Genomic DNA, 22,504 nt, shown 5'->3' on the forward strand with positions numbered 1-22,504 from the left:
CCAAGGGTAACCCGCGGGCCCGGGGCGGACCGCCCGCCGGCCCGCCTCAGGCGTCGAACAGCTTGCCCGGATTCAGGATGCCGGCCGGGTCGAACACCGTCTTGATGCCGCGCATCGCCGCGATCTCCGCCGGACTGCGGGTCGAGGCCAGGTACTTCTTCTTGACCAGGCCGATGCCGTGTTCGGCGGAAATGCTGCCGCCATGGGTCTGCAGCGTCGACGCCAGCAGCGTGGTCACGCGCTCGCAGTCGGCGACGAACGCGGCATTGTCCATGTCGGCCGGCTTGAGCACGTTGATGTGCAGGTTGCCGTCGCCGATGTGGCCGAACCAGACGACCTCGAAATGCGGATATTCCCTGGCCAGCAGCGCCTGGGTCTCGGCGAGGAACGCCGGCATCGCCGAGATCCGCACCGACACGTCGTTCTTGTACGGCACGCAGGCCGCGATGCTCTCGGTGATGCCCTCGCGCAGTCGCCACAGCTGCGCGGCCTGCGCGCCGCCCTGGCTGATCACGCCGTCCTCGACCCACCCCTGCTCGGTGCAGTATTCGAACGCGGACAGCACCTGCACTTCCTGCGCCTCGCTGCCGCTGGCGAACTCGGCGATGACGTAATACGGATGCACCGCATCGAACGGCGGCTGCGCCCCGTGCGCCACGACATGGTGCAGCGCGCGGTCGGTGAAGAACTCGAAGGCCTCGAGCTGCAGGCGTTCGCGCAGCGTCGTGAACACCTGCATCAGCACCTCGAACGACGGCAGCGCCAGCAGCATCACCTGCGTGTCCGGCGGCGGGTCGGTCAGCTTCAGCGTCGCCTCGACGATGACCCCGAGCGTGCCTTCCGAAGCGATGGCCAGATGCCGCAGGTCGTAGCCGCTGGAGTTCTTGACCAGGCCGCGCCCCAGGTCCAGCAGTTCGCCGGTGCCGGTCACCAGCTTGAGCCCGGCGATCCACTCGCGGGTGTTGCCGTAGCGCAGCACGCGGATGCCGCCGGCGTTGGTGGCGATGTTGCCGCCGATCGAGCACGAGCCGCGCGCGGCGAAATCGACCGGATACGCCAACCCGTGCTCGCGCGCCGCCGCGTGCACGGCCTCCAGCACGATGCCGGGCTGCACGGTCAGCAGGCGGTCGACCGGGTCGAACGCCAGCACCTTGTTCATCCGCTGCAGGCTCAGCACCAGCTCGCCGTTGGCGGCGACCGCGCCGCCCGACAGGCCCGTGCGCCCGCCCGACGGCACCACCGCGACGCGGTTCGCGTGCGCCCAGCGCATCACCGCCTGCACTTCGTCGACGTCGCCGGGCAGCGCGACCGCCAGCGGCGCCGGCGTCCAGCGCCGGGTCCAGTCGACGCCGTACCAGGCCAGGTCCTCGGCATCGGTCCTGAGCTGCAGCGTCGGCACTGCTGCGCGCAGCTGCGCCAGGCGCTGCGCCGGCGTGGACGGATCGGACGGGGACGGATCGGACATGCGGGCCACCGGGGCGTCGGGGATCGCCAGCCTGCCAGCCGCGCAGGGCCGCGTCCAGCGCCGCATCGCAACAAAACCGCGGCGGATCTGGCACCATGGCGGACTTCCGGACGCCCCGCGCAGCGCGGAAGTCCGGGACGCATACCCACACCGAGCCCGTGATGCAGAAGACCTCGTTTCCCAAGCAGGACATCCGTGTGCTGCTGCTCGAAGGCATCAGCCAGAGCGCCGTCGACACCTTCCACGCCGCCGGCTATTCGCAGATCGAACTGCATGCCAAGTCGCTGCCCGAAGACGAGCTCAAGCGCCGCATCGCCGACGCCCACATCATCGGCATCCGCTCGCGCACGCAGCTCGACGCGAACGTGCTGGCCGAGGCCCGCCGGCTGATGGCGGTCGGCTGCTTCTGCATCGGCACCAACCAGGTCGACGTCGACGCCGCGGAACTGGCCGGCATCCCGGTGTTCAACGCGCCCTACTCCAACACCCGCAGCGTCGCCGAGCTGGTCGTCGCCGAGGCGATCATGCTGCTGCGCGGCATCCCGCAGAAGAACGCCGAGTGCCACCGGGGCGGCTGGAGCAAGTCGGCGCTCGGCAGCCACGAGGCCCGCGGCAAGACCCTGGGCATCATCGGCTACGGCCACATCGGTACCCAGGTCGGGGTGATGGCCGAATCGCTGGGCATGCAGGTGCTGTTCCACGACGTGGAAACCAAGCTCGCGCTCGGCAACGCACGCAGCGCGACCGGCCTCGACGACCTGCTCGCGCGCAGCGACGTGGTGACCCTGCACGTGCCCGAGACGCCGGCGACGAAGCTGATGTTCGGTGCCAGGGAACTGGCCGCGATGAAGCCCGGCGCGCACCTGATCAACGCCTCGCGCGGTACCGTGGTCGACATCGGCGCGCTGGATGCGGCGCTGCGCAGCGGCCACGTCGGCGGCGCCGCGGTCGACGTGTTCCCGGTCGAGCCCAAGGGCAACGGCGATCCCTTCGAGTCACCGCTGCTGGCCCACGACAACGTGCTGCTGACCCCGCACGTCGGCGGCAGCACGCTGGAGGCGCAGGACAACATCGGCGTCGAGGTCGCGGCCAAGCTGGTGCGCTACAGCGACAACGGCAGCACCCTGTCGGCGGTCAACTTCCCGGAGGTCACCCTGCCCGAACACGCCGGCAGCCGCCGCATCCTGCACCTGCACCGCAACGTGCCGGGCGTGCTGTCGCGGATCAACGACGTGTTCTCGCGCGAGGCGATCAACATCGACGGCCAGTACCTGCGCACCAATCCGAACGTCGGCTACGTGGTCATCGACGTCGCCGCGACCGAGGAACAGGCCACGCGGCTGCGCAGCGAACTGTCGAAGATCGAAGGCACGCTGCGGACGCGGGTGCTTTACTAGCGTCGCGACACTGGGCACGGATAGCCGCGGCGCCATTGGTTCATAAACCTCACCTGAGGTGCGCAATCGCCACGCGATTCGTGGCGACTTGTGCGCATGCATCTGCTCACACCACAACGCATGGCATATGCTGCGCAACGAGCCTGCTGCCAGAATGTGCATGTCCCCACACGCCGACGATCCAGCGATGCCCCAGTTTCCGCCAGATCGCCACCCAAGGCATGCGTCCGCCTTGGCCGCCCGCATGCTGCCGGCCCGTTGTGAACAGCAACGGACCTGGCCGGGCATCGGGGGAATCGCATGATCGAATTCGGTCACCTGACCCATGTCGGTCTGCGCCGCGACCTCAACGAGGACACCTACTACGGTGACAGCGAGCTGGGGCTGTGGCTGGTCGCCGACGGCATGGGCGGCCACGAGTACGGCGAGGTCGCCAGTGCGCTGGCACGCGAGACGATCGTCCGCGAGGTCCGCCAGGGCACGTCGCTGCCGCAGGCGATCCGGATCGCCGACGAAGAGATCATCCGCGCGTCGCGGCGGCGCAACGACAGCCTGCCGATGGGCACGACCGTGGTCGCGGCGCGGGTGACCGGCAACCGGTTCGAGGTCGCCTGGGTCGGCGACAGCCGGGTCTACCTGTGGCACGACGCGAAGCTGGCCCAGCTGTCGCAGGACCACAGCTACGTGCAGGAGCTGATCGCGCGCGGCGCGATCAGCGTCGACCAGGCGCGCAGCCATCCGCATCGCAACGTGGTCACCCAGGCGCTGGGCGTCACCGATCCGCAGGCGCTGAATGTCGAGACGCTGTCTGGCGAACTGCAGCCGGGCACCCAGTTGCTGCTGTGCAGCGACGGCCTGACCGAGGAAGTCGACGACCACGCGATCTCGCGGGTGCTGTCGCATACCGAATGCAGCGCGCAGGAATGCGTCGACGGGCTGGTCGCCGCGGCGCTCGACGGCGGCGGCTCGGACAACGTCACGGTGATCCTGATCCGCCGCCACTAGGCGTCGCCCCGGGAGACCCCATGCGGCCTGGACGAGTATGGTATGCCGCGCATCTAACCCCCCTCCCGCGTCCGAAGGGCAGACAGGGCACCGCAAGCGCCGAAAGGCGCCCTCATCCAGCGTGCGCGCCACCTTCTCCCGCTTGCGGGAGAAGGGATTCTCCTGCCCGCCCTATTCGTCCCAGAGACACTGCCCCGCCCGGTTGCGGATCGCCTCGACGCGCGCGACATGCAACGCCAGCTCATCGGCCGGCACCTGCAGCCGTGGCCGGGTGCCGGTGGGTTGCAGCGTGATGACGTGGCGGCTGCGGTTCTCGGTTTCCGGCGGCGCGGCGAAGCCGATCTCGTGCTGGCCGGCGGTCAGGGCGAGATACACCTCGGCCAGCAACTGGGCGTCGAGCAGCGCGCCGTGCAGTTGCCGATGGGCGTTGTCGACGCCAAGCCGCTTGCACAGCGCGTCGAGCGAGTTGCGCTGGCCGGGGAAACGCTGGCGCGCGAGCAGCAGCGAGTCCTCGACGCTGACCCGGCTGCGGATGTCGCGGTAGTCCGGCCCCAGCCGCGCCAGTTCGGCATCGAGGAAGCCGATGTCGAACGCGGCGTTGTGGATCACCAGCTCGGCGCCGTCGATGAACGCCAGGAACGCGTCGGCGACGTCCTCGAACGGCGGCTTGTCGGCGAGGAATTCCAGGCTCAGGCCGGTGATCTCGGCCGCGCCCTGCTCGAAGTCGCAGTCGGGCTTGATGTACTGGTGCCAGGTGCGGCCGCTGGGCCGGCGTTCGATCAGCTCCACGCAGCCGATTTCGACCACCCGGTTGCCCTTCTTCCATTCCAGGCCGGTGGTTTCGGTGTCGAGGACGATCTGGCGCATCGGCAGGGCGGGCTCCGTGGGTGGATGAAGGAACGGGATCAGGCGGCGGCGGTGCGCTGGGCGCGCGCGGCGGCGCTGGCGAGCGCATCGACACGTTCGTTCTCGGGATGGCCGGAATGGCCCTTCACCCAGCGCCAGTCGATGTGGTGGCGTTCGCAGGCCTTCTGCAGCCGCTGCCACAGGTCCTGGTTCTTGACCGCGCCGCCGCCGGAGGTCTTCCAGCCGCGTCGCACCCAGTTGCGCAACCACTCGGTGATGCCCTGGCGGACATACTGCGAATCGGTATGCAGGACGACCCGGCAGGGTTCGGTCAGCGCCTCGAGCGCGGCGATCGCACCCATCAGCTCCATGCGGTTGTTGGTGGTCAGCGGCTCGCCGCCGCTGAGCTCGCGCTCGATGTCCCGGTAGCGCAGCAATGCACCCCAGCCGCCGGGGCCGGGATTGCCGAGGCAGGCGCCATCGGTATAGACCTCGATCTCTTTCAACCCTGCATCCTTCGTTTCCGCACGTTTCGTCTCCAGCCCGGCCGCGCCCTTCATGCCGCCGGTACCGCGCCGGGCAGCCGCAGGGCGCTGCGCTGCCGCACCGGCGTCAGCGGCAAGGTCCGCTTCTGTCCGCGCAGCACATAGGCCGCGCGCAGGCCGGGACCGTCCTGCAGGGTCGTCGACGGGGTTTCGCGCCAGCTCGGGCCGACCCCGCGCGACACCGCGTCGGGCGCCAGCCCGGCCTGACGCATGCGCCGGCGCCAGGCCAGCGGCTCAGCCGCATCCAGCCCCTGCCCGCGCCAGCGCCAGCGGTAGGGCGTCAGCGGGTTGAGCACCAGCAGCCACAGATAGCCGCCCGGCGCCAGCACGCGCACCGCCTCGTCGAGCAGCGCATGTTCACCACGCGCGGCGCCGACCACGTGCTGCAGCACCACGCTGCCGAACGCCTCGCTGGGCAACGGCAGCGGGCAGGCGCAGCGGACCGGACCGTCGAACAGGCCGCCGGCGCGGGTCAGGCGCAGGCCGCGCCCACCGACCGCGGCGTCGGCGGCCGACGGCGCCAGCCACAGCCAGGGCAGGCCGGGATGGCCGGCCAGGGCCTCGGACACGACGGCATGTTCGCTGTCGATGACGGCGCGGCCGGCAGCGCTGGCGAACCAGTCGCTGGGGCTGTCGGGTTGACCGGGCGGGGAGGTCGCGGGCATGGTCCGCATTGTAAAGGCTCCGCCAGCCGCCACCGACCACCGCCGATGCGACTGCAGCCGATCCCGGCCTTCGAGGACAACTACATCTGGACGCTGACCGCCGGCGACGGCGCCAGCCTGATCGTCGACCCCGGCGATGCCGCCCCGGTGCTGGCCGCGGCAGATGCCGGACTGCGCCCTGCGGCGATCCTGCTGACCCACCACCATGCCGACCATATCGGCGGCGTGCCGGCGCTGCTGGCGCGCTGGCCGGACCTGCCGGTGCACGCGCCGGCCGATCCGCGGATCCCGCTGGCGACGCACCGCATCGGCGATGGCGACCGGGTCGAGACCGGCCCGTGGGCCTTCGACGTGATCGCCGTCCCCGGCCATACCCGCAGCCACGTGGCCTTCCACGGCCACGGCCTGCTGTTCAGCGGCGATACGCTGTTCAGCCTCGGCTGTGGACGGATGTTCGAAGGTACCCCGGCGCAGATGCTGGCCTCGCTCGACCGGCTGGCCGCATTGCCGCCCGCCACGCAGGTCTGCTGCGGGCACGAATACACCCGGTCCAACGCCGTGTTCGCACGGGTCGTGGAGCCGGACAACGCGGCATTGCAGCGCCGCCAACAGGAGATCATCGCGATGCGCGACGCCGACCGGCCCACGCTTCCCGTCACCCTGCAGGACGAACTGGCCTGCAATCCGTTCCTGCGCCTCGAAGCGCCCGGCATCCGCGCCTCGATCGCGCGACAGGCCGGCGACGCCAGCCTCGACCGGGTGGCCCGGTTTGCCGCGCTACGGCAATGGAAGGATGGATTCCGCGCATGACGCGCGGTCGCATGCACCGGCTCGCAGGCGCGCTGCTGTTGGCGTTGGCGCTGGCGCTGCCGGCAGCGGTCCAGGCGGGCAGCCCGGAACGCCCGGCCCAGGCCCCGGCCGCCACTTCCATGATCGCCACGCCGCCGGCGGCACCTGCTCCACCGGCCAGTCCGGTGCGCAACGGCCGGGAGATCTACACCGCCTTCCGCGACGGCCTGGCCGATCGCGAATGCGCAGCCGACGCGAGCGAGCGCTGGCGCGCGCACTTCGCCCACGTGCCGCGGCAGATGGCCGCCAACGACGACATCCTGCCGCTGTTCGGCTATGTCGTCGACGCGCTGCGCGAGGCGCACCTGCCGACCGAATACGCCTTGATCCCGTTCGTCGAGAGCGGCTACCGCCCGGGTGCACGCAGCGCCGCCGGCCCCGCCGGCCTGTGGCAGTTCATCGCCGTCACCGCGCGCAACCACGAGATCCCGATCCGCCCCGGCTACGACGGCCGGCTGTCGCCGGTCGAATCGACCCGCGCCGCGGTCCGTTACCTCAAGACCCTGCACGGCATGTTCGCCGGCGACTGGCGGCTGGCGGTGATGGGCTATAACGCCGGCGAATACCGGGTGTTCGGCGCCCTCAAGCGCGCCGGCCAGCAGGCCATGGACGCAACGCCCGAGACGCTGGCGATGCCGGCCACGACCCACGCGTACGTGCGCAAGCTGCATGCGCTGTCCTGCCTGATCCTCGAGGCCGAGTCCCGCGACAGCTGGATGGCCGCGCTCGACCGCCCGGTGCCGATCCTGCAGCCGATCACCGTGCCGGGCGGCATCGGCGACCTCGACACCCTCGCTTCCCGCCACGAGACCGATGCCGCGCTGCTGCGCCGGCTCAATCCCGCACATGCCGATGGCCGCATCGCCCGCATCGGCCAGCCCTTGCAGGTCCTGGTCCCGAAGGCGGCGGCGGAGGCACCGGTGTTCCTCGCCGAAGCGCCGCCGGAGTACGGCGGCGGCGATGCGCCTGCCACCGGCACCGGGCTGATCGCCGCAGCACTCGACGCCGCCGCGGCGCGCGTGCATACCGTGGTCCGCGGCGATTCGGCGTCCGCCATCGCCCGCCGCTACGGCATCAGCACCCAGCAGCTCCTGCGCCGCAACAATCTGGACGTGCGCAGCGTGCTGCGCCCCGGCATGCAGCTGCATGTCGACGACGGACCGGCCGTGCCCTGAGTACAGGCGCCCGCGCGGACGCGGATGCCCATCACGCGCCGTCAGCCGCCCTGCCTCCGATCGGACCCGCGTGTCGCACAGACGTCCGGGCGCCGGGGATGCCGCCCCGGCCTACGCGCGGGGCGCGGAATGGAAAAAGCCCGGCATTGCCGGGCTTTCCTTCTGATCTGGATCAGAGCCTCGCCTCGATGACGGTGATCTTCATCTGGCTGCGCAGCGCGCGCTGCAGCACTTCCGCGTCCTCGTTGCCGAGCAGTGCGCCGAGCTGCTGGCGCAGCATCGCCCGCTCCTGCTCGCCGGCTTCGGCCGGATCGCCGGGAGTCACCTTGTCGACGGTGAACACCACGGCGCTGCCATCGGCCAGCAGGACCTTGCCCGGCGTCGACGCACCCTCGGCCGGGGCGAGCGCACGGAAGTAGGCCTCGGCGGCGGCGGGATCGGGAACCGGCGCGCCACGCGGAATGCCCGGCACGCGCTCGACGGCGAGCGACCGTGACCCGGCCAGCGCATCCAGCGTCTGCCCTTCCCGCAGCGCGGCGACCATCTCCTCGGCGGCGGCCTCGGCCTGCGCGCGCGCGCGGTCGGCGCGCACTTCGGCATCGATGCGGTCGGCAACCTGGTCGAGCGGCAGCGCGCGCTCGGGCGTGTGGCTGGTCACGCGGATGAACACCGTGCGGTTCGGGCCGATCTCGATCGCGTCGCTGACCGTGCCGTCCTGGGTCAGCGCCTCGGAGAACGCGGCCTGCAGTACTGCGTTGTTCGCCGCGATCCCGCTGCCGGCGCCGCGCGCGAACGGCGCGATCGTCTGGATCGGGCGCCCGGCCAGCTTGGCCGCCGGCTCCAGCGACATCGGCTGCTTGTTGATCTCGTCGACGATGCTGCCGACCAGGTCGTTGTACAGCCGCGTGCCTTCGTTGTCCCGCATCTCGCTGGCCAGGGTGTCGCGTACGTCCTCGAACTCGACCGACTCGCCCGCGTCCACCTCGCGCAGCTGCAGCACGTGCCAACCGAAATCGGTGCGCACCGGCGCGCTGGTCTGGCCCGGCTGCAATGCGAACAGCGCATCCTCGAACGGACCGGCCATCATGCCCTTCTCCATCCAGCCCAGGTCGCCGCCATTGCCGCTCGAGCCCGGATCGTCCGACTCGGCCTGCGCAAGCGCGGCGAAATCGGCATCGGCCGCGCGCGCCTGCGCGGCGATGTCGGCGGCCTTCTTCTCGGCCGCGGCCTGCGTGGCGGCATCGGCATCGGCCGGCACCTCGATCAGGATGTGCGAAACCAGGCGGCGCTCGTTGCCGGTGAAGCGCGACTTGACCTGCTCGAAATGCTCGCGCAGTTCGGCTTCGTCGACCTCGCCGGTGGTCGCCAGCGTGCTGCCGTCGATCTCCAGGTACTCCAGCGCGACCTTCTCCGGCTCGCGGTAGCGGTTGGCATGCGCTTCGTACCACGCCTGCCGCTCGGCCTCGCTGACCGGCGCTTCCTCGACCGCCGGCGGCGGCACGATGACGAACGACACGTCGCGACGCTCGCCAAGCAGGCGCATCAGGCGGTCGGCTTCGCCGGCGGTGATGAACGCCGACTCGGCGATGCGCTGCGGCAGCAGCGTGCGCTGCAGGTCCTGGCGGATGTTCTGTTCGAACTCGCGCGGGGTACGCGGCGGCTGCGCCGACTGCAGGGTGATCTGGTAGCGCTGCGGGTCGAACCTGCCGTCGACCTGGAAGGCAGGAATCGAGGCGATGATTTCCTGCACCTGGGCATCGCCGACGACGATGTTGCTGCGCTCGGCGGCCAGCGCCAGCACCGCGCGGTCGATCAGCTGCTCCAGCACCTCGCGCTTGTTTTCCAGGGTCTCGAACTGGCGCGCGTCGAAGTCCTCGCCCTCGGCTTGGCGACGCTGCTCGCGCATCGCGTCGAAGGTCTGGCGGAACTCCTCGTTGCTGACCTCGGTCGACGACCACGCGACCTTGCGCACCAGCCACCAGTCCGGCGCGGACTTCCACCATGTCGGCGGCGCCTCGACCTTGGCCGCGTAGTCCGCGTTGTTCTGGAACAGGTACTGCTCCATGCCGAAGAATGCGAACGGCACCGCAAGCACCGCCACGATGGCGATGGCGATCCAACCACTGGTCTTTTCACGTAGGGCTTGCAGCATGGGTCCGGTCAACTGGCAGGGCGAGCCGCCCAGTTTACCTGCAAGCGCTGGTGGCCGCAGTCCGCCCCGAGAGGCGTCCGCGCGCGCCCGCCTGCCGCGGTCACCGCGCCAGCGGCCGCCCGCGCGCGTGACTCCGGTTCAGGAACGGCAGTGATGCGAGTCGAATTCGCGAATTGGATCGCGTACCATGCGCGCCTGACCGGAATCGCCCGTCCGTGGCGCAGACAGGCTGACCCTGTCGAAACAGGGACGACCCAGACACGTACTTCGTCATACAAGAAGAGGAATCGAAGAATGGCACTTACCAAGAGCGATGTTTGCAGCCAGGTGGCCGACAAGGCCGGCCTGTCCAAGGCCGATGCAGGTCGCGCCGTCGATGCGCTGCTCGACACCATCACCGACGCGCTGAAGAACGGCGACGCGGTCAATTTCGTCGGCTTCGGCTCGTTCGTCGCGCGTCCGCGCGCTGCGCGTACCGGCCTGAACCCGCAGACCAAGGAACAGATCCAGATCCCGGCGTCGACCGTGCCTGCATTCAAGGCTGGCAAGGCGCTCAAGGATGCCGTAAAGTAACTGGCTTGGTTGTCCGCATGGGTGCTTAGCTCAGCGGTAGAGCGTCTCCTTTACACGGAGAGGGTCGGGGGTTCGAAACCCTCAGCACCCACCACGCACCGGGTTGAAAAAATGGAGCGGTAGTTCAGCTGGTTAGAATGCTGGCCTGTCACGCCGGAGGTCGCGGGTTCGAGTCCCGTCCGCTCCGCCAGATGCAAGAAAACCCCGCAGAAATGTGGGGTTTTTCTTTTGTATGCGTCGCCGATGCGGAGCCGATGAAATTAATCGCCTCGCGGCTGTTCCAATTCGGAAACTTTCATGTAGAATCTCGCGCCTCGGAGCGGTAGTTCAGCTGGTTAGAATGCTGGCCTGTCACGCCGGAGGTCGCGGGTTCGAGTCCCGTCCGCTCCGCCAGTTGCACGAAAAAACCCTGCAGAAATGCGGGGTTTTTTCGTTTTCGCCGGACTAATGACCGCTGCCTCGATCCACGCGGCAGTCGCCACTGCGGATGAAGGCGAGATCCTCGAAGTCGTAGCTGAAGTCCGCCTCCGGATCGAGCTTGGCCATGCGCAGCGGCGCACCGCGCGCGGCATCGGGCGCGGGCGGCAGCAGCCAGGCATCGGTCTCGATGCCGCGATCGTCCCAGCGCACCAGCAAGCGGTCGTCGCTGCGCATCACCGCACCCGCCAGCCGGGGCGATTTGTGCGAGGCGAAACGCAGACCGCCATCGGGTTGTGGGCAGATGTCGACGTCGCCGAACCACGGGTCGCGCCAGCGTCCATCGAGACCGGGCAACTCGCCCGCGGGGACCGCGACCGGCTCTGGCTGCGGAGGCCGCGCCGCAACGGCGCCCTGCCCCGCCGATGCGTCGGCGCGCTCGGCCGCCAACAGCCCGGCATACATCGCCACCGCGGGCCGCAGCTGCGACGCGGTGAACTGCTTGACCAACGTCTGCGTGAGCACCGTGCGCGCCTCGTCGGCGTCGGCATTGATCAGCACCACGATGCCGGCATCGAGGTCGGGCAGCAGCGTCAGCGATGAGTACATGCCCGACAGCGTGCCGGTATGCGACACCTTGCGCGTGCCATCGACATCGGTCAGCCGCCAACCGTAGCCATAGCCCGAATAGTGGCTGTTGTCCCATTGCCGCATGCGGCGGCTCAACGGCATCAGCGTGTGCGGCGTCCACGCCGCATCGCGCTGGGTGTCCGACAGCCACGGCGACGCGCCGCCCGCGTCGCCGCGCTCGAGCGCGAGCCAGGCCGCGGCCCAGCGCAGCATGTCGTCGAGGCTGCAGCGCACGCCACCGGCGGCGGCCATCGGCATGTCCGCGATGACCGCCGGATCCGCATCGGCGGCGACGAACGCATCGCCGCGCCGGTAGTGCGGCCGGGCGATGTTGCCGACCGCATCGCGCTGCCATTCGCCGATCTGGCAGCGCGCCATGCCCAGCGGCGCGAACACCTCGCGCCGCAGCAGCGCGTCATAGGGCGCGCCCCCGGCGGCGGCCGCGACCTCGCCGGCAACGATGTACAGGGTGTTGTCGTAGGCGTACTCGGAACGGAAGCTGGCGATCGGCCGGAGATGGCGCAGGCCATGGATCACGTCCGCACGGGTGAAGTGGTTGGGTTCCGGCCACAGCATCAGGTCGCCGGCGCCGGCGCCGAGGCCGCTGTTGTGGATCAGCAGGTCGCGCACCTGGATCTCGCGCGTGACCCAGTCGTCGTGCATGCGGAACGCCGGCAGATGCCGGACCACCGGATCTTTCCACTGCAGCCTGCCCTGGTCGACCAGCCGCGCCAGCAGCGCGCCGGTCATCGCCTTGGTGTTGGAGGCGATCTTGAACAGCGTGCCGGCGTCGACGGGCTCGCCGCTGCCGGCGGCCAGTTCGCCGCGCACCTCGATCTGGCGCACCTCGCCGCCCTGCACGATGCCGACCGCGATCCCCGGCAGCCGGTAGCGTGCGACGGCATCGTCGACCGCGGCGGTGATCTCCGCCGACGCCGGCTCCGCCGCGTGGACGGCAACCGGCGCGAAAAAAAACGCGGCCGTGATCACGGCCGCGCAAAGGACAGGCTTCTTCCCTCTGGACATCTCTTCCCCTTCCCCAGGACCGTGCCCGGACCACCGCCGGCACGGGCCGGCGGCGGTCTCACGCTCATCATCACGCCATCAGAAGTTCCAGGTCAGCACCAGCTGGGCGTAGCGCGGCGACTGCCAGCGGGTGCCGGTACCGTGCAGTGCGCGCACCACCCCCGGGTTGGCCTCGTAACGCTGGCGGACATTGATCGTTTCCTGGTCGTTGAGCAGGTTGAACACCGACAGCCGGACCTTCAGGTCGACGCTTTCCACCGGGAACGTCCAGGTCACGTTCGCACCCAGGTTGTAGGTCCATGGCATGCGGCCACCTGAACCACGTGGCGCGTATTCGTAGATCCGGCCGCTGACGGGGCCGGAACAGTTCTGAACGCAATGCCAGAACGAACCGCCGCCCGAACCCTCGGTGACGAAGCTGCCCGCACCGGTGGTGTCGCCCGGCCAGGTGACGCCGAACTCGTTGATCGGTGCACCGGACATGGCGGTGAACATGGCGCCGACCGACCACTGGTCATTGAACGCGTAGCTGCCGCGCAGCTTGATCTGGTGCCGGCGGTCGTTGAACAGCGGGCCGTAGTCCTCGTTGTTGGCCGGGTGGTCCCAGTGCTGGACCATGCCGGTGTCGCCGTAGTTGGTGTCGGAGTTGACCGGGCCCTCGTGGTTGCCGTCGGACTTGGACCAGAGGTAGGACGCGTTGAACGCCCACTTGCCGTCCCAGGCGCGGTCGATCTGCAACTCCAGCGACTTGTAGGTGCGCTTGGGCTCGAAATAGCCGACGACTTCACCGCTGCCGCCCTTGATGTAGCCGTCCTGCGACGTGTCGATGGTGATCCAGCCCTCGGTCTCGCAGCCGATGCTGGCATCGCCCCAGATCGTCAACGGCTTGCCGGGGTTGGCGATCGGCCAGAGGTTGTAGCCGACCGGGCCGCAGGGCGTGTGGTTGATGCGCACGTCGTCCAGCGCGTTCTTCATGCGGCGATAGGTCGCGTTGACGCCCCAGGACCAGGCTTGGCTGATCGCGCTCTGGAAGCCGAGGATCGCCTCGTCCTGATAGACCGCATCCAGGTCCTGGTCGACGCTCTGCCGGAGATCGGCCGCACTGACGTTGTACGTGGTGTCGACCGGGCCGATCTGGGCACCGATGATCGGTTCCATGTAGGCCGCGCCAGTCACCGGGTTCGTCGCCTGCCGCCAGCCTTCCAGTGCGTAGAAGGTACGTTCATCGGTCAGGCCGCCGGCGAAGGTGTAGTTGATGTTGTTGGTGACCGGCAGGTAGTAGCGCCCCAGGTTGCCGAACAGTTTGGTGCTGCCGTCGCCCTTCATGTCCCAGGAGAAACCCAGGCGCGGCGATACCAGGTTGTCCATCTTGATGAAGCTGCCGCCCGCTGCGGTCTTGTTGTCGAAGCTGTCGACGCGGATCCCGAGATTCAGCAACAGGTTCGGGGTGACGCTCCAGTTGTCCTCGATGTAATACGCGCTGGCCTCGGTTTCGAACACACCTCCGTCGACACGCCGACGCGCCATCAGCATCGCATCGACGCCGGCCGGCACGATTGCACCGTTGTCCAGCTCCGCGCCAGGCACCACGCTGTAGGCGGTATAGCGCATACCGGTCGGGCCGGGATAGAAGCTGGTCCGGTCGGTCGTCATGACCTCGCGATCGATGCCGAAGCGCAACTGGTGGTCGCCCAGCGTCCATTCGAAATCCAGACGCATCGCCTTGCGTTCGTCTTCGTGCGCGACGATCATCGCCGAGGTCGGATGACAGCCGAGGACCGGGGATCCCAGCGCCTCGTATGCATCGTCATACGAGCCGTCGTAGAAGATCTGCTCGCAGGGACCGTCGGCTGGCGAGGACGAGAAACTGTGGCTGCGGTTGATGCCGTACATGGCCTTGGCCACGAAGCTTTCGCCGAAGTAGCCGGTGTATGTCAGCGACCCGCTCTTGCCGCCGCTCTTGACCGTATTGTCGCCGGTCGGATCACCGACCGTACTGCTGTTCCAGTCGTAGGCATAGGTGCTGGTCGGCGTTTCGGACTCGTCCGAAAATGCGAGCAGCTCCACCAGGTGGTTGTCGCTCAGGCGCCAATCCAGCTTCGTACCCCAGAATCCATCGCTGGCGTCGCTCCGGTACCATTCACCGCCACCGGTGCTGCTGTAGCGCGCATCGCTGTCGCGCGCCTCGTACATCGCGAAGAAGAACAGGCGGTCCTTGACGATCGGTCCCGATGCCCAGACGTTGGCCTTGGTGAAGCTGCTTCTGTCGCGGCTGGCGCGATAGTCGGTCGACACCGGAATGCCATCGGAATCCGTGCCCTCGAAGTGGTGGTCATCGGCCTTGGCCTTCCATGCGGCCGGCTCGAACGTGATCTCCACGCCACTCTCGAACTCGTTGCCGCCCGAGCGCGTCACCGCGTTGATGACGCCGCCCGTGCTGCGGCCGAATTCCACGGAATAGCCGCCGGTCTTGACCTGGAATTCCCGGTAGAACGCGAACGGCACGCTCGAGAAGCTCTGCCGGCGGTAGAAATCGGTGACGTTCAGGCCATTGATGAAGGCCGAGTTCTCCGCGACCGACGAGCCGCCGAAGGAGATGCCGCCGAACGACGAGTTGCCGCCGACCACGCCGGGGGCGACCAGCGCCACCGCGCTCAGGCTCTGCGCGACCGGCAGGCGCGCCAGCTCCTCGCGGGTGATGTTGGTCGCCGATTCGGTCGAGCGCACGTCGACGCGATTGACCACGCGCGAGCCGATCACCTGCACCGCATCCAGGTTGACCAGCGCGCCGTCGCCGCCGATGTTGACCGTGGTCGTGCCGCCGAGCGCGACGTTGACCGCGATCGGCTGGCCCACCGGTTGTCCATTGCGGGTGACGGTCAGCGCGTAGTCGCCCACCGGCAGCTGGGTCAGGCGGTACACGCCATCTGCGCCGACCGAGACGATGCGGGTCAGGCCGGTGCTGGTATTGGTGGCAGTGACCTGGTCGCCGGCACTCGCGCGGCCGGCCACGGCGCCGGTGGCACTCTGCGCCATCACCGCTGGCGTGATCGTGGACAGACAGGCGCCCAGGGCGAGACAGAGCGCTGCCCGGCGGATTCTTCGTTGGCTGACCTTCATTGCAGATACTCCCCGGAGCAATGGTTGCGTGATGGTTGGCGACGATCGGCGTTACGGGTCCAGCGGCAGGAACTCCCACTCGAAGTCGTAGCGCCATTGATCGAAGTACAGGTTCCCCCCCTTCCATTCCGCTTCGCCGCGTTGTGAATCCACGGTTTCGGAGCGGAAATGCCGTTTGGCAGGCACGAACTCGCGCGCGTAGTCGTCGTTGAACGCGATGCGGTAGGCATCGAGCCCGCCCAGATAGAACTCCGCGATCCGCGGATCGGCGTGCGACAGGCGGCCGAAGGTCACGTCCATCGGCAGCCAGCCGTACGGGGCCAGGTACAGCCAGCCCCAGTCGTGCATGTTGTTGTAGTCGCCGTCGGAGACGATCCAGCCCGACTGCCAGCGCGCGGGGATGCCATTGAGCCGCAGCAGGGTGATCAGAAGCAGGGTCTGCTGGCCGCAGTCGGCGTGGCCGGCATGCAGCGCGTAGTCGCTGATGTTGGAGATCGTCGAGTACTCCAGCGCGCCGGCCCACGGGATCGCATCGACCGCGGCGAAGAGCTTCTGCGCGATCCGGTAGGGATTGGTCTCGTCGCCGACCACGCGCGCGGAGAACAGCCGCATCGCGTCGGTGAACACCACGTGCGGCGGACGTTCGGCCAGGTACGGCGCAAGCTCCGGCGTCGGCGCGACCGGCACCACCTTGTCGGGATCGACGTCGACGTACTGCGCGTACGTGGTCAGCTCATAGGTCACCGAGAACCGGGTCGCCTCGCCGGCCACCGCCGGCGCGCGCAGGTGCACGGTGCGCTGCAGTGTCGACTCCGGTGCGATGTCGGCCGCGTCCGGCCTGCTGGCGACGAAGCGGATGTCCTCCTGCTGGCCGGGAATCGCGCGGGGATACGGCAGCCACGCGTCGATCGTCTCGCCCGCGGGCACCGCGTCGGGATTGACGGTCAGCGACTGGGTCACGCGCATGCGGCGCGGGGCGACGCTGCGCAGCCCGGAGTCCGCCGCCAGCGAACTGACTTCCGCGTGGTGCGGATGCGCTTCCTCCAGCGGACTGTCGTAGAAGGGCGCGGGATCGGCGCGCCGTGCCGCCGCTTCCGCGCTGAGGCGGTAGAGGTTCGACGGCGAGCGCCGGAAATACCGCAGCTCGCCATCGATCCGGCGCGACTCGAACAGCCCGGCATCGCGCCAGCGGGCGAATTCGTCATCGGTGAGATCGGGGATCTGGCGCGCGACGGCGGCGCGCACTTCGGCTTCGTCGAGACTGAAGTCGATCAGCAGCCGGCGCATGCGCTCGCGTTCGAATTCAAGTGCCGCCCGTGCCGGCGCATCCGCGGGCAAGGCGGCCAGGGCCGTGTCGATGCGCGACCCGGCGCCGGCGAAGTCGCCGGCATCGACCAGCGCCACGACCTCTTCGACGCTGGCCGCTTGCCGTTGGGGTGCGGCCCAGGCTGCGCATGCGAACATGGCGGCCGCCAGCAGCGTCGCGGCATGCATCGTCAGGCGCATGCGCTGCCGGCGCGGCCGCTTCACCGACACCGCTCCGGACGGCCGGAACAGCTGCGGGAAACACGGGAACACCTCGTCCGGGAACGGCAGGGTCGAGCGCAATAACCCGTCGGCATGTCGATATTCCCTGAAGGTGGCTTGAACGTGATGTAGCACGATCGTCATAGAGCGTCAATAATTTATTCTTGACAAAGACACAAAGCGAATGATGTATTCCACAGCGCCGGGCACGCCCCCGGGAACGCGGAGACCACACATGGCAAACCGGTTGCGGACGCAGGCTGTCCTGCACGTACTGCTGATCGCCGGCACCTGCCTGTCCACGCCGGCATGGGCCCAGCCGACGCCCGCGCAGGACGCCCTGCAGGCACGCCAGGACGCGGCCGCGGCGGTCATCGGCGTCAGCGCCGCGCAGCTCGAGGCGGACTACTGGATCGAGCGCGCGCGCCACGCCGACCGGGTGATCTACGACGCCGAGCAGCTGGCGACGCAGAACGTGGTGATGCTGGACAACGACCCGAACCTCGTCGACCTGGCCGAGCTGCCCACGCTGGTCGAGGCCGAGCAGGTCCGCGCCTGGGTCGAGGCGCGCTCGGTGCTGCCGGAGCAGCCGCTGTACGACGTCGCCGGCAAGCAGGGCAGCGCCCGTGCGATGAACCGGCTGGTCACCGCCCTGGACCTGCAGAACATCCCGCAGACCCAGGTCACCCGCTTCGGGCTGGTGGTGCGCCGCGCCGACCTGCGCACCTTCCCCACGCACCTGCGCGTGTTCAACACGCCCGACGACACCGACATCGACCGTTTCCAGGAGGATGCGCTGTTCCCGGGCACGCCGGTCGCGGTGGTCCACGAAAGTCGCGACGGGCGCTGGTTCTTCGTCGTCAGCCAGCGCTACTCGGCATGGATCGAACGTGACAGGGTGGCCATCGGCGAACGCGACGAGGTGCTCGCCTATGCGCGCAGGACGCCGTACCTGGTCGTCACCGGCGCGACCGCGCACACCGTGTTCACCCCCGAGGCGCCCGCGGTCTCCGACGTGCAGCTGGAGATGGGATCGCGCCTGCCGCTGGCCACCGACGTGGCGCTGGACCAGCCACTGCACGGCCAGGTGCCCTACTTCGGCCACGTCGTCGAACTGCCGGTGCGCGGCGACGACGGCAGCCTGTCGTTCGCGCAGGCGATGGTGCCGCGCTCGCAGGACGTCGCCACCGCCTACCTGCCCTATACCCGCGCCAACCTGATCGGCCAGGCCTTCAAGTTCCTCGGCGAACGCTACGGCTGGGGCCATTCCTACAACGCGCGCGACTGCAGCGGCTTCGTGTCCGAGGTCTACCGGAGCCTGGGCGTGCTGCTGCCGCGCAACACCAGCGCGCAGGCCGTCAGCCCGGCCCTGAACCGCATCGCCATCGAACCGGGCACCAGCCACGCCGAGCGCGTGCGCCTGCTGCGCGACACCGAGCCCGGCGACCTGGTCTACATTCCCGGCCACGTGATGATGGTCGTCGGCCATGTCGACGGCGATCCCTACGTGATCCACGACACCGCCGGCATGAGCCTGCTCGGCGACGACGGCCGGTTGCAGCGGCTGGCGCTCAACGGCGTCGTGGTCACGCCGCTGCTGCCGATGCGCAGCAACGCCGAGACGTCGACGATCGACCGCATCACCAACATCCAGCGCGTGCGCCCTTGACCGGCACGACCGGCACCGCCGCCGCGTTTCACAGGGAACCGTGCATGAAGGCCCATCGATGAAGATCAACCCATGAAGATCGCGCGGATCGAACTCGGCATGCTGCGCGTGCCGCTGAAGACCCCGTTCAAGACCGCGCTGCGCACCGTCAACAGCGTCGAGGACGTGGTGGTGCGCATCCACACCGACACCGGCCACGTCGGCCATGGCGAGGCCGCGGCGACCGCGGTCATCACCGGCGATACCCACGGCTCGATCATCGCCGCGATCGGCGAGGTCATCGGCCCACGGCTGATCGGCGAGGACATCGCCGACCTCAACCGCATCACCCGCCTGATCCGCACCGCGCTCGAGCGCAACACCAGCGCCAAGGCGGCGGTCGAGATCGCGGTCTACGACCTGTTCGGCCAGCGCTACGATGCCCCGCTGTACCGGATCCTCGGCGGCGGCGACCCGGTGGTGTCGACCGACATCACCATCAGCGTCGACTACATCGACAAGATGGTCGCCGACGCGCTGTCGGCGGTCGAGCGCGGGTTCGGCGCGCTGAAGATCAAGGTCGGCAAGGATCTCGGCGTCGACCTGGAGCGGATCAAGGCGGTGCATGCGGCGGTCGAGGGCCGCGCGCTGCTGCGCCTGGACGCCAACCAGGGCTGGAAGCCGAAGCAGGCGGTGCATGCGATGCAGCTGCTCGAGGATGCCGGCGTGCACCCGGAGCTGCTGGAGCAGCCGGTCAGGGCGCAGGACCTGGCCGGCCTGAAGTTCGTCACCGACCGCGTGCACGCACCGGTGATGGCCGACGAAAGCGTGTTCGGCCCGGCCGAGGTCATCGAACTGATCCGCATGCGCGCGGCCGACATCATCAACATCAAGCTGATGAAGACCGGCGGCATCTCCGATGCGATCCGCACCGCCGACATCGCCGCAGTGCACGGCGTGGAGTGCATGATCGGCTGCATGATCGAGACCAGCATCAGCGTCGCCGCGGCGGTGCACGTGGCCGTCGCCAAGTCCGACATCATCACCCGCGTCGACCTGGACGGGCCGTCGCTGTGCAGCCACGACCCGGTCGAGGGCGGCGTGGTGTTCAACGAATCGGAGATCTCGGTGCCGGATGCCCCCGGGCTGGGCATCCGCGCGGTCCACGGCTTCGAGCCGCTGGCACGATGACGGCGGCGGGCGTGCACGGCCTGTCCCACGTCCGCGCAACGGCGAGCGGAGCCGGTCGATGCCACCGCTGCTGAAGGTCCGCGCCGAGCGCGACCGCATGTCCGCGATCGAGCGGCGCATCGCCGACTTCGTGCTGGAGAACGCCCACCTGCTGCGCGACTACTCGTCGCAGCAGCTGGCAGACGCACTCGGCATCAGCCAGTCGAGCGTGGTCAAGTTCAGCCAGAAGCTCGGCTTCAAGGGCTATCCGGACCTGAAGTATTCGGTGGGCGAGGCGATCGCGCGCAATGGCGACAGCGCCCATCCCGCGCTGTCCGCCGACGCCGACGGCCCGGCCGATGCCGCCACGCCAGCGCTGGAACTGTGGCAGGGCAAGACCCGCGCCGAGGAAGAGACCCGGCTGATCAATCCGCCACCGATGCTCGACGCCATTGCCGAAGGGCTGGACCGCGCTGGCCGCATCGTCATCGTCGGCCTGGGCGAGGACAACGTCGCCGCGCGCGCGTTCGCCGTGCGGCTGTCGCTGCTGGGCCTGTCGGCGGCGCACCACCCGGACCCGTCGCTGGCGTCGGCCCATGTCGCCGCCTGCGGCAAGCGCGACCTGCTGGTGCTGTTCTCCGAGTACGGGCAGCAACCGTCGCTGCTGCAGCTGGCACGGCTGTGCCACGAGCGCGGCGGCAGGGTCATCTCGGCCACCCGCCACAACGCCAATCCGCTGCGCACGCTGGCCGACTGGCCACTGCTGGTCTCGGCCCACCACGACCTGCCGCACGTGGAGATGGTGCTGTACCAGTCGGCGCTGCAGCAGCTGCTCGACACCTTGTTCCTGCGCCTGTGCGCATCGCCGGCGCGGCATACCCAGCTGGCCGAGAACCGCGCCCGCATCCATCACCTGCTCGACGCATGAGGCCCGTCATGTCCGGCGCCGCCGCACGCACCGCATCCGCGAAGACCCGCCGCCATCGGCATGCCGCAGGCATGGCCGTGCTGCTGATGCTGCTGGCGGCATGCGCGACCCGCGAACCGCAATCCGCCGCAACGCAGGCGACCGCCGGCGCGGACCAGCTGGTCGTCGTCACCAGCGCCGGCTGGGATGCAACGCAGGCACGGCTGCGGCGTTTCGAGCGCGATGCCGGCGGCGCATGGCGGCAGGTCGGCGGCGACGTGCCGGTGATGCTCGGCCGCAGCGGCAGCGCCTGGGGCCTGGGCCTGCATCCACCGCAGACCGACGGTCCGCAGAAACGCGAGGGCGATGGCCGTGCACCCGCGGGCGTGTTCGCGATCGGCAGCGCGTTCGGCTACGCGGCCCACGGCATCGGCGCCCTGCCCTATGCGCCGATGCGGGCCTCGCACTACTGCGTCGACGTGCCGGACTCGCCGCTGTACAACCGCATCGTCGATGCGGCCGAGGTCGGCGACGCGGCGGTCGAAGGCGCCAGCGAGCACATGCGCCTGGACCTGCACAACGACGGCGACGTGCGCTACCGGCTCGGTTTCGTGGTCGGACACAACGCCGATGGCGTGCCCGGGCGCGGCAGCTGCATCTTCGCCCACCTGCTGCGTCGCCCGGACGAGGTGACCGCCGGCTGCACCGCGATGGACGACGCGGCGATGGAAGCGCTGCTCGACTGGCTCGATCCCGCGCGCGCCCCGCGTTTCGTGCTGCTGCCGGAGGCCGCGTACCGCCAGCGACAGGCGGCGTGGGACCTGCCCGTGCTGTCGACCGGAGCGAAGCATTGAGCCTGCGGCCAGACGGGACACAGTCGCTGCAGACGCGCGTCGCCGGCCCCGGCGACGAGGCCCGGCTGCTGGAACTGGTCCGCGCGTTCTACGCCGAGGACCGCATCGTCTTCGATCCGGTCCGCGTCTCCAACGCGCTGCACGCCCTGCTCGCCGATCCGGCCTGCGGGACGATCCTGCTGCTCGGCGACGGCGACGGCATTGCCGGCTATCTGGCGCTGACGCGCGGCTTCAGCCTGGAACAGGGCGGCCACTTCGCGCTGCTCGACGAGCTGTATCTCGGCCCCGCCGCGCGCGGCCGTGGCTGGGGCGCGGACGCGCTGGCCGCCGCGATCGAAGTTGCGCGCGGCTGGCAGGTCGCCACGCCGCGGCTCGAGGTCCACCACCACAATCCGCGCGCGAAGGCGCTGTACCAGCGGCTGGGTTTCGCCGACGACCACCGCGACCTGCTGACGCTCGACCTCGCCGCGCCGGCGCCATGATGCGGGACGCGCGCCCACATCGCCTGCATGCACGCGATGGCATCGCCCGCG

The 22,504-nt window shown here is 69.4% G+C and carries 18 protein-coding genes and 3 tRNA genes; 13 read left to right on the plus strand and 8 right to left on the minus strand.

Features of this window, described 5'->3' with window-relative positions:
* Nucleotides 1-46: 46 nt before the first annotated feature.
* Nucleotides 47-1,465 carry an FAD-binding oxidoreductase gene (locus LDO26_RS05665; protein ID WP_232130096.1) on the minus strand — a complete coding sequence of 473 codons (1,419 nt, stop codon included), beginning with the start codon at nucleotides 1,463-1,465 and terminating at the stop codon, nucleotides 47-49.
* Between the two features lie 161 nt (nucleotides 1,466-1,626).
* Here LDO26_RS05665 and serA point away from each other — a divergent pair, with 161 nt between their 5' ends.
* Entirely contained in the window at nucleotides 1,627-2,862 is a 1,236-nt protein-coding gene (serA, locus tag LDO26_RS05670; protein ID WP_232130097.1) for a phosphoglycerate dehydrogenase, read from the plus strand.
* A 300-nt stretch (nucleotides 2,863-3,162) separates the two neighbouring features.
* On the plus strand, nucleotides 3,163-3,867 hold the full coding sequence (locus tag LDO26_RS05675; RefSeq protein WP_232130098.1) for a PP2C family protein-serine/threonine phosphatase: 705 nt from the start codon (nucleotides 3,163-3,165) through the stop codon (nucleotides 3,865-3,867).
* 171 nt (nucleotides 3,868-4,038) lie between these two features.
* On the opposite strand, the gene dnaQ is transcribed toward LDO26_RS05675, so the two are convergent.
* From dnaQ to LDO26_RS05690, 3 genes are read right to left on the minus strand one after another with little or no spacing between them, the layout of a single operon-like run.
* A complete protein-coding gene (gene dnaQ, locus LDO26_RS05680; protein ID WP_232130099.1) occupies nucleotides 4,039-4,734 on the minus strand; it encodes a DNA polymerase III subunit epsilon in 696 nt (231 codons plus the stop codon).
* 38 nt (nucleotides 4,735-4,772) lie between these two features.
* Complete coding sequence (gene rnhA, locus LDO26_RS05685; RefSeq protein ID WP_232130100.1) at nucleotides 4,773-5,219, minus strand: ribonuclease HI; 447 nt, start codon at nucleotides 5,217-5,219, stop codon at nucleotides 4,773-4,775.
* Nucleotides 5,220-5,269: 50 nt separating this feature from the next.
* A complete protein-coding gene (locus tag LDO26_RS05690; RefSeq protein ID WP_232130101.1) occupies nucleotides 5,270-5,923 on the minus strand; it encodes a methyltransferase domain-containing protein in 654 nt (217 codons plus the stop codon).
* A gap of 45 nt (nucleotides 5,924-5,968) precedes the next feature.
* On the opposite strand from LDO26_RS05690, the gene gloB reads away from it, so the two are divergent.
* Both gloB and LDO26_RS05700 read left to right on the plus strand, forming a co-directional pair.
* Nucleotides 5,969-6,733 carry a hydroxyacylglutathione hydrolase gene (gene gloB / locus LDO26_RS05695; RefSeq protein WP_232130102.1) on the plus strand — a complete coding sequence of 255 codons (765 nt, stop codon included), beginning with the start codon at nucleotides 5,969-5,971 and terminating at the stop codon, nucleotides 6,731-6,733.
* Complete coding sequence (locus LDO26_RS05700; RefSeq protein ID WP_232130103.1) at nucleotides 6,730-7,947, plus strand: lytic transglycosylase domain-containing protein; 1,218 nt, start codon at nucleotides 6,730-6,732, stop codon at nucleotides 7,945-7,947. The genes gloB and LDO26_RS05700 overlap by 4 nt, the downstream gene beginning before the upstream one ends.
* Before the next feature lie 172 nt (nucleotides 7,948-8,119).
* Here LDO26_RS05700 and LDO26_RS05705 read toward each other — a convergent pair whose 3' ends face one another.
* Nucleotides 8,120-10,099 (minus strand): SurA N-terminal domain-containing protein, encoded by a 1,980-nt coding sequence (locus tag LDO26_RS05705; protein ID WP_232130104.1) that lies wholly within the window; start codon nucleotides 10,097-10,099, stop codon nucleotides 8,120-8,122.
* A 294-nt stretch (nucleotides 10,100-10,393) separates the two neighbouring features.
* Here LDO26_RS05705 and LDO26_RS05710 point away from each other — a divergent pair, with 294 nt between their 5' ends.
* The 4 genes from LDO26_RS05710 to LDO26_RS05725 all read left to right on the plus strand — a co-directional run bounded on the left by LDO26_RS05710 (nucleotide 10,394) and on the right by LDO26_RS05725 (nucleotide 11,065).
* Nucleotides 10,394-10,672: an HU family DNA-binding protein gene (locus LDO26_RS05710; protein WP_232130105.1), complete on the plus strand. Its 279-nt coding sequence runs from the start codon at nucleotides 10,394-10,396 to the stop codon at nucleotides 10,670-10,672.
* A gap of 19 nt (nucleotides 10,673-10,691) precedes the next feature.
* Nucleotides 10,692-10,766: transfer RNA gene (locus tag LDO26_RS05715), tRNA-Val, on the plus strand.
* A 19-nt stretch (nucleotides 10,767-10,785) separates the two neighbouring features.
* A tRNA-Asp gene (locus LDO26_RS05720) sits at nucleotides 10,786-10,862 on the plus strand.
* Between the two features lie 126 nt (nucleotides 10,863-10,988).
* Nucleotides 10,989-11,065 (plus strand) — tRNA-Asp (locus LDO26_RS05725).
* A 51-nt stretch (nucleotides 11,066-11,116) separates the two neighbouring features.
* Here the strand turns inward: LDO26_RS05725 and LDO26_RS05730 are convergent.
* The 3 genes from LDO26_RS05730 to LDO26_RS05740 all read right to left on the minus strand — a co-directional run bounded on the left by LDO26_RS05730 (nucleotide 11,117) and on the right by LDO26_RS05740 (nucleotide 17,371).
* The gene (locus tag LDO26_RS05730; RefSeq protein WP_232130106.1) at nucleotides 11,117-12,709 is read right to left on the minus strand and encodes a serine hydrolase; all 1,593 of its coding nucleotides are present in this window, start codon (nucleotides 12,707-12,709) and stop codon (nucleotides 11,117-11,119) included.
* A gap of 114 nt (nucleotides 12,710-12,823) precedes the next feature.
* A complete protein-coding gene (locus tag LDO26_RS05735; RefSeq protein WP_232130107.1) occupies nucleotides 12,824-15,865 on the minus strand; it encodes a TonB-dependent receptor in 3,042 nt (1,013 codons plus the stop codon).
* Nucleotides 15,866-15,916: 51 nt separating this feature from the next.
* Nucleotides 15,917-17,371, minus strand: coding sequence for a transglutaminase-like domain-containing protein (locus LDO26_RS05740; protein ID WP_435594042.1), 1,455 nt, complete (start codon nucleotides 17,369-17,371; stop codon nucleotides 15,917-15,919).
* A gap of 256 nt (nucleotides 17,372-17,627) precedes the next feature.
* On the opposite strand from LDO26_RS05740, the gene LDO26_RS05745 reads away from it, so the two are divergent.
* From LDO26_RS05745 to LDO26_RS05765, 5 genes are all read left to right on the plus strand, one after another.
* Nucleotides 17,628-19,061 carry a C40 family peptidase gene (locus tag LDO26_RS05745; RefSeq protein ID WP_232130108.1) on the plus strand — a complete coding sequence of 478 codons (1,434 nt, stop codon included), beginning with the start codon at nucleotides 17,628-17,630 and terminating at the stop codon, nucleotides 19,059-19,061.
* 72 nt (nucleotides 19,062-19,133) lie between these two features.
* Nucleotides 19,134-20,231, plus strand: a complete 1,098-nt coding sequence (locus LDO26_RS05750) for a dipeptide epimerase (protein ID WP_232130109.1) — start codon at nucleotides 19,134-19,136, stop codon at nucleotides 20,229-20,231.
* 58 nt (nucleotides 20,232-20,289) lie between these two features.
* Entirely contained in the window at nucleotides 20,290-21,138 is an 849-nt protein-coding gene (locus LDO26_RS05755; RefSeq protein WP_232130110.1) for a MurR/RpiR family transcriptional regulator, read from the plus strand.
* A gap of 71 nt (nucleotides 21,139-21,209) precedes the next feature.
* Entirely contained in the window at nucleotides 21,210-21,971 is a 762-nt protein-coding gene (locus tag LDO26_RS05760; RefSeq protein ID WP_435594043.1) for a L,D-transpeptidase family protein, read from the plus strand.
* Nucleotides 21,968-22,453 (plus strand): GNAT family N-acetyltransferase, encoded by a 486-nt coding sequence (locus tag LDO26_RS05765; protein WP_232130111.1) that lies wholly within the window; start codon nucleotides 21,968-21,970, stop codon nucleotides 22,451-22,453. The genes LDO26_RS05760 and LDO26_RS05765 overlap by 4 nt, the downstream gene beginning before the upstream one ends.
* Nucleotides 22,454-22,504: the final 51 nt, after the last annotated feature.

The sequence above is a fragment of the Proluteimonas luteida genome (assembly GCF_021191695.1).
GTDB lineage: Bacteria > Pseudomonadota > Gammaproteobacteria > Xanthomonadales > Xanthomonadaceae > Luteimonas > Luteimonas luteida.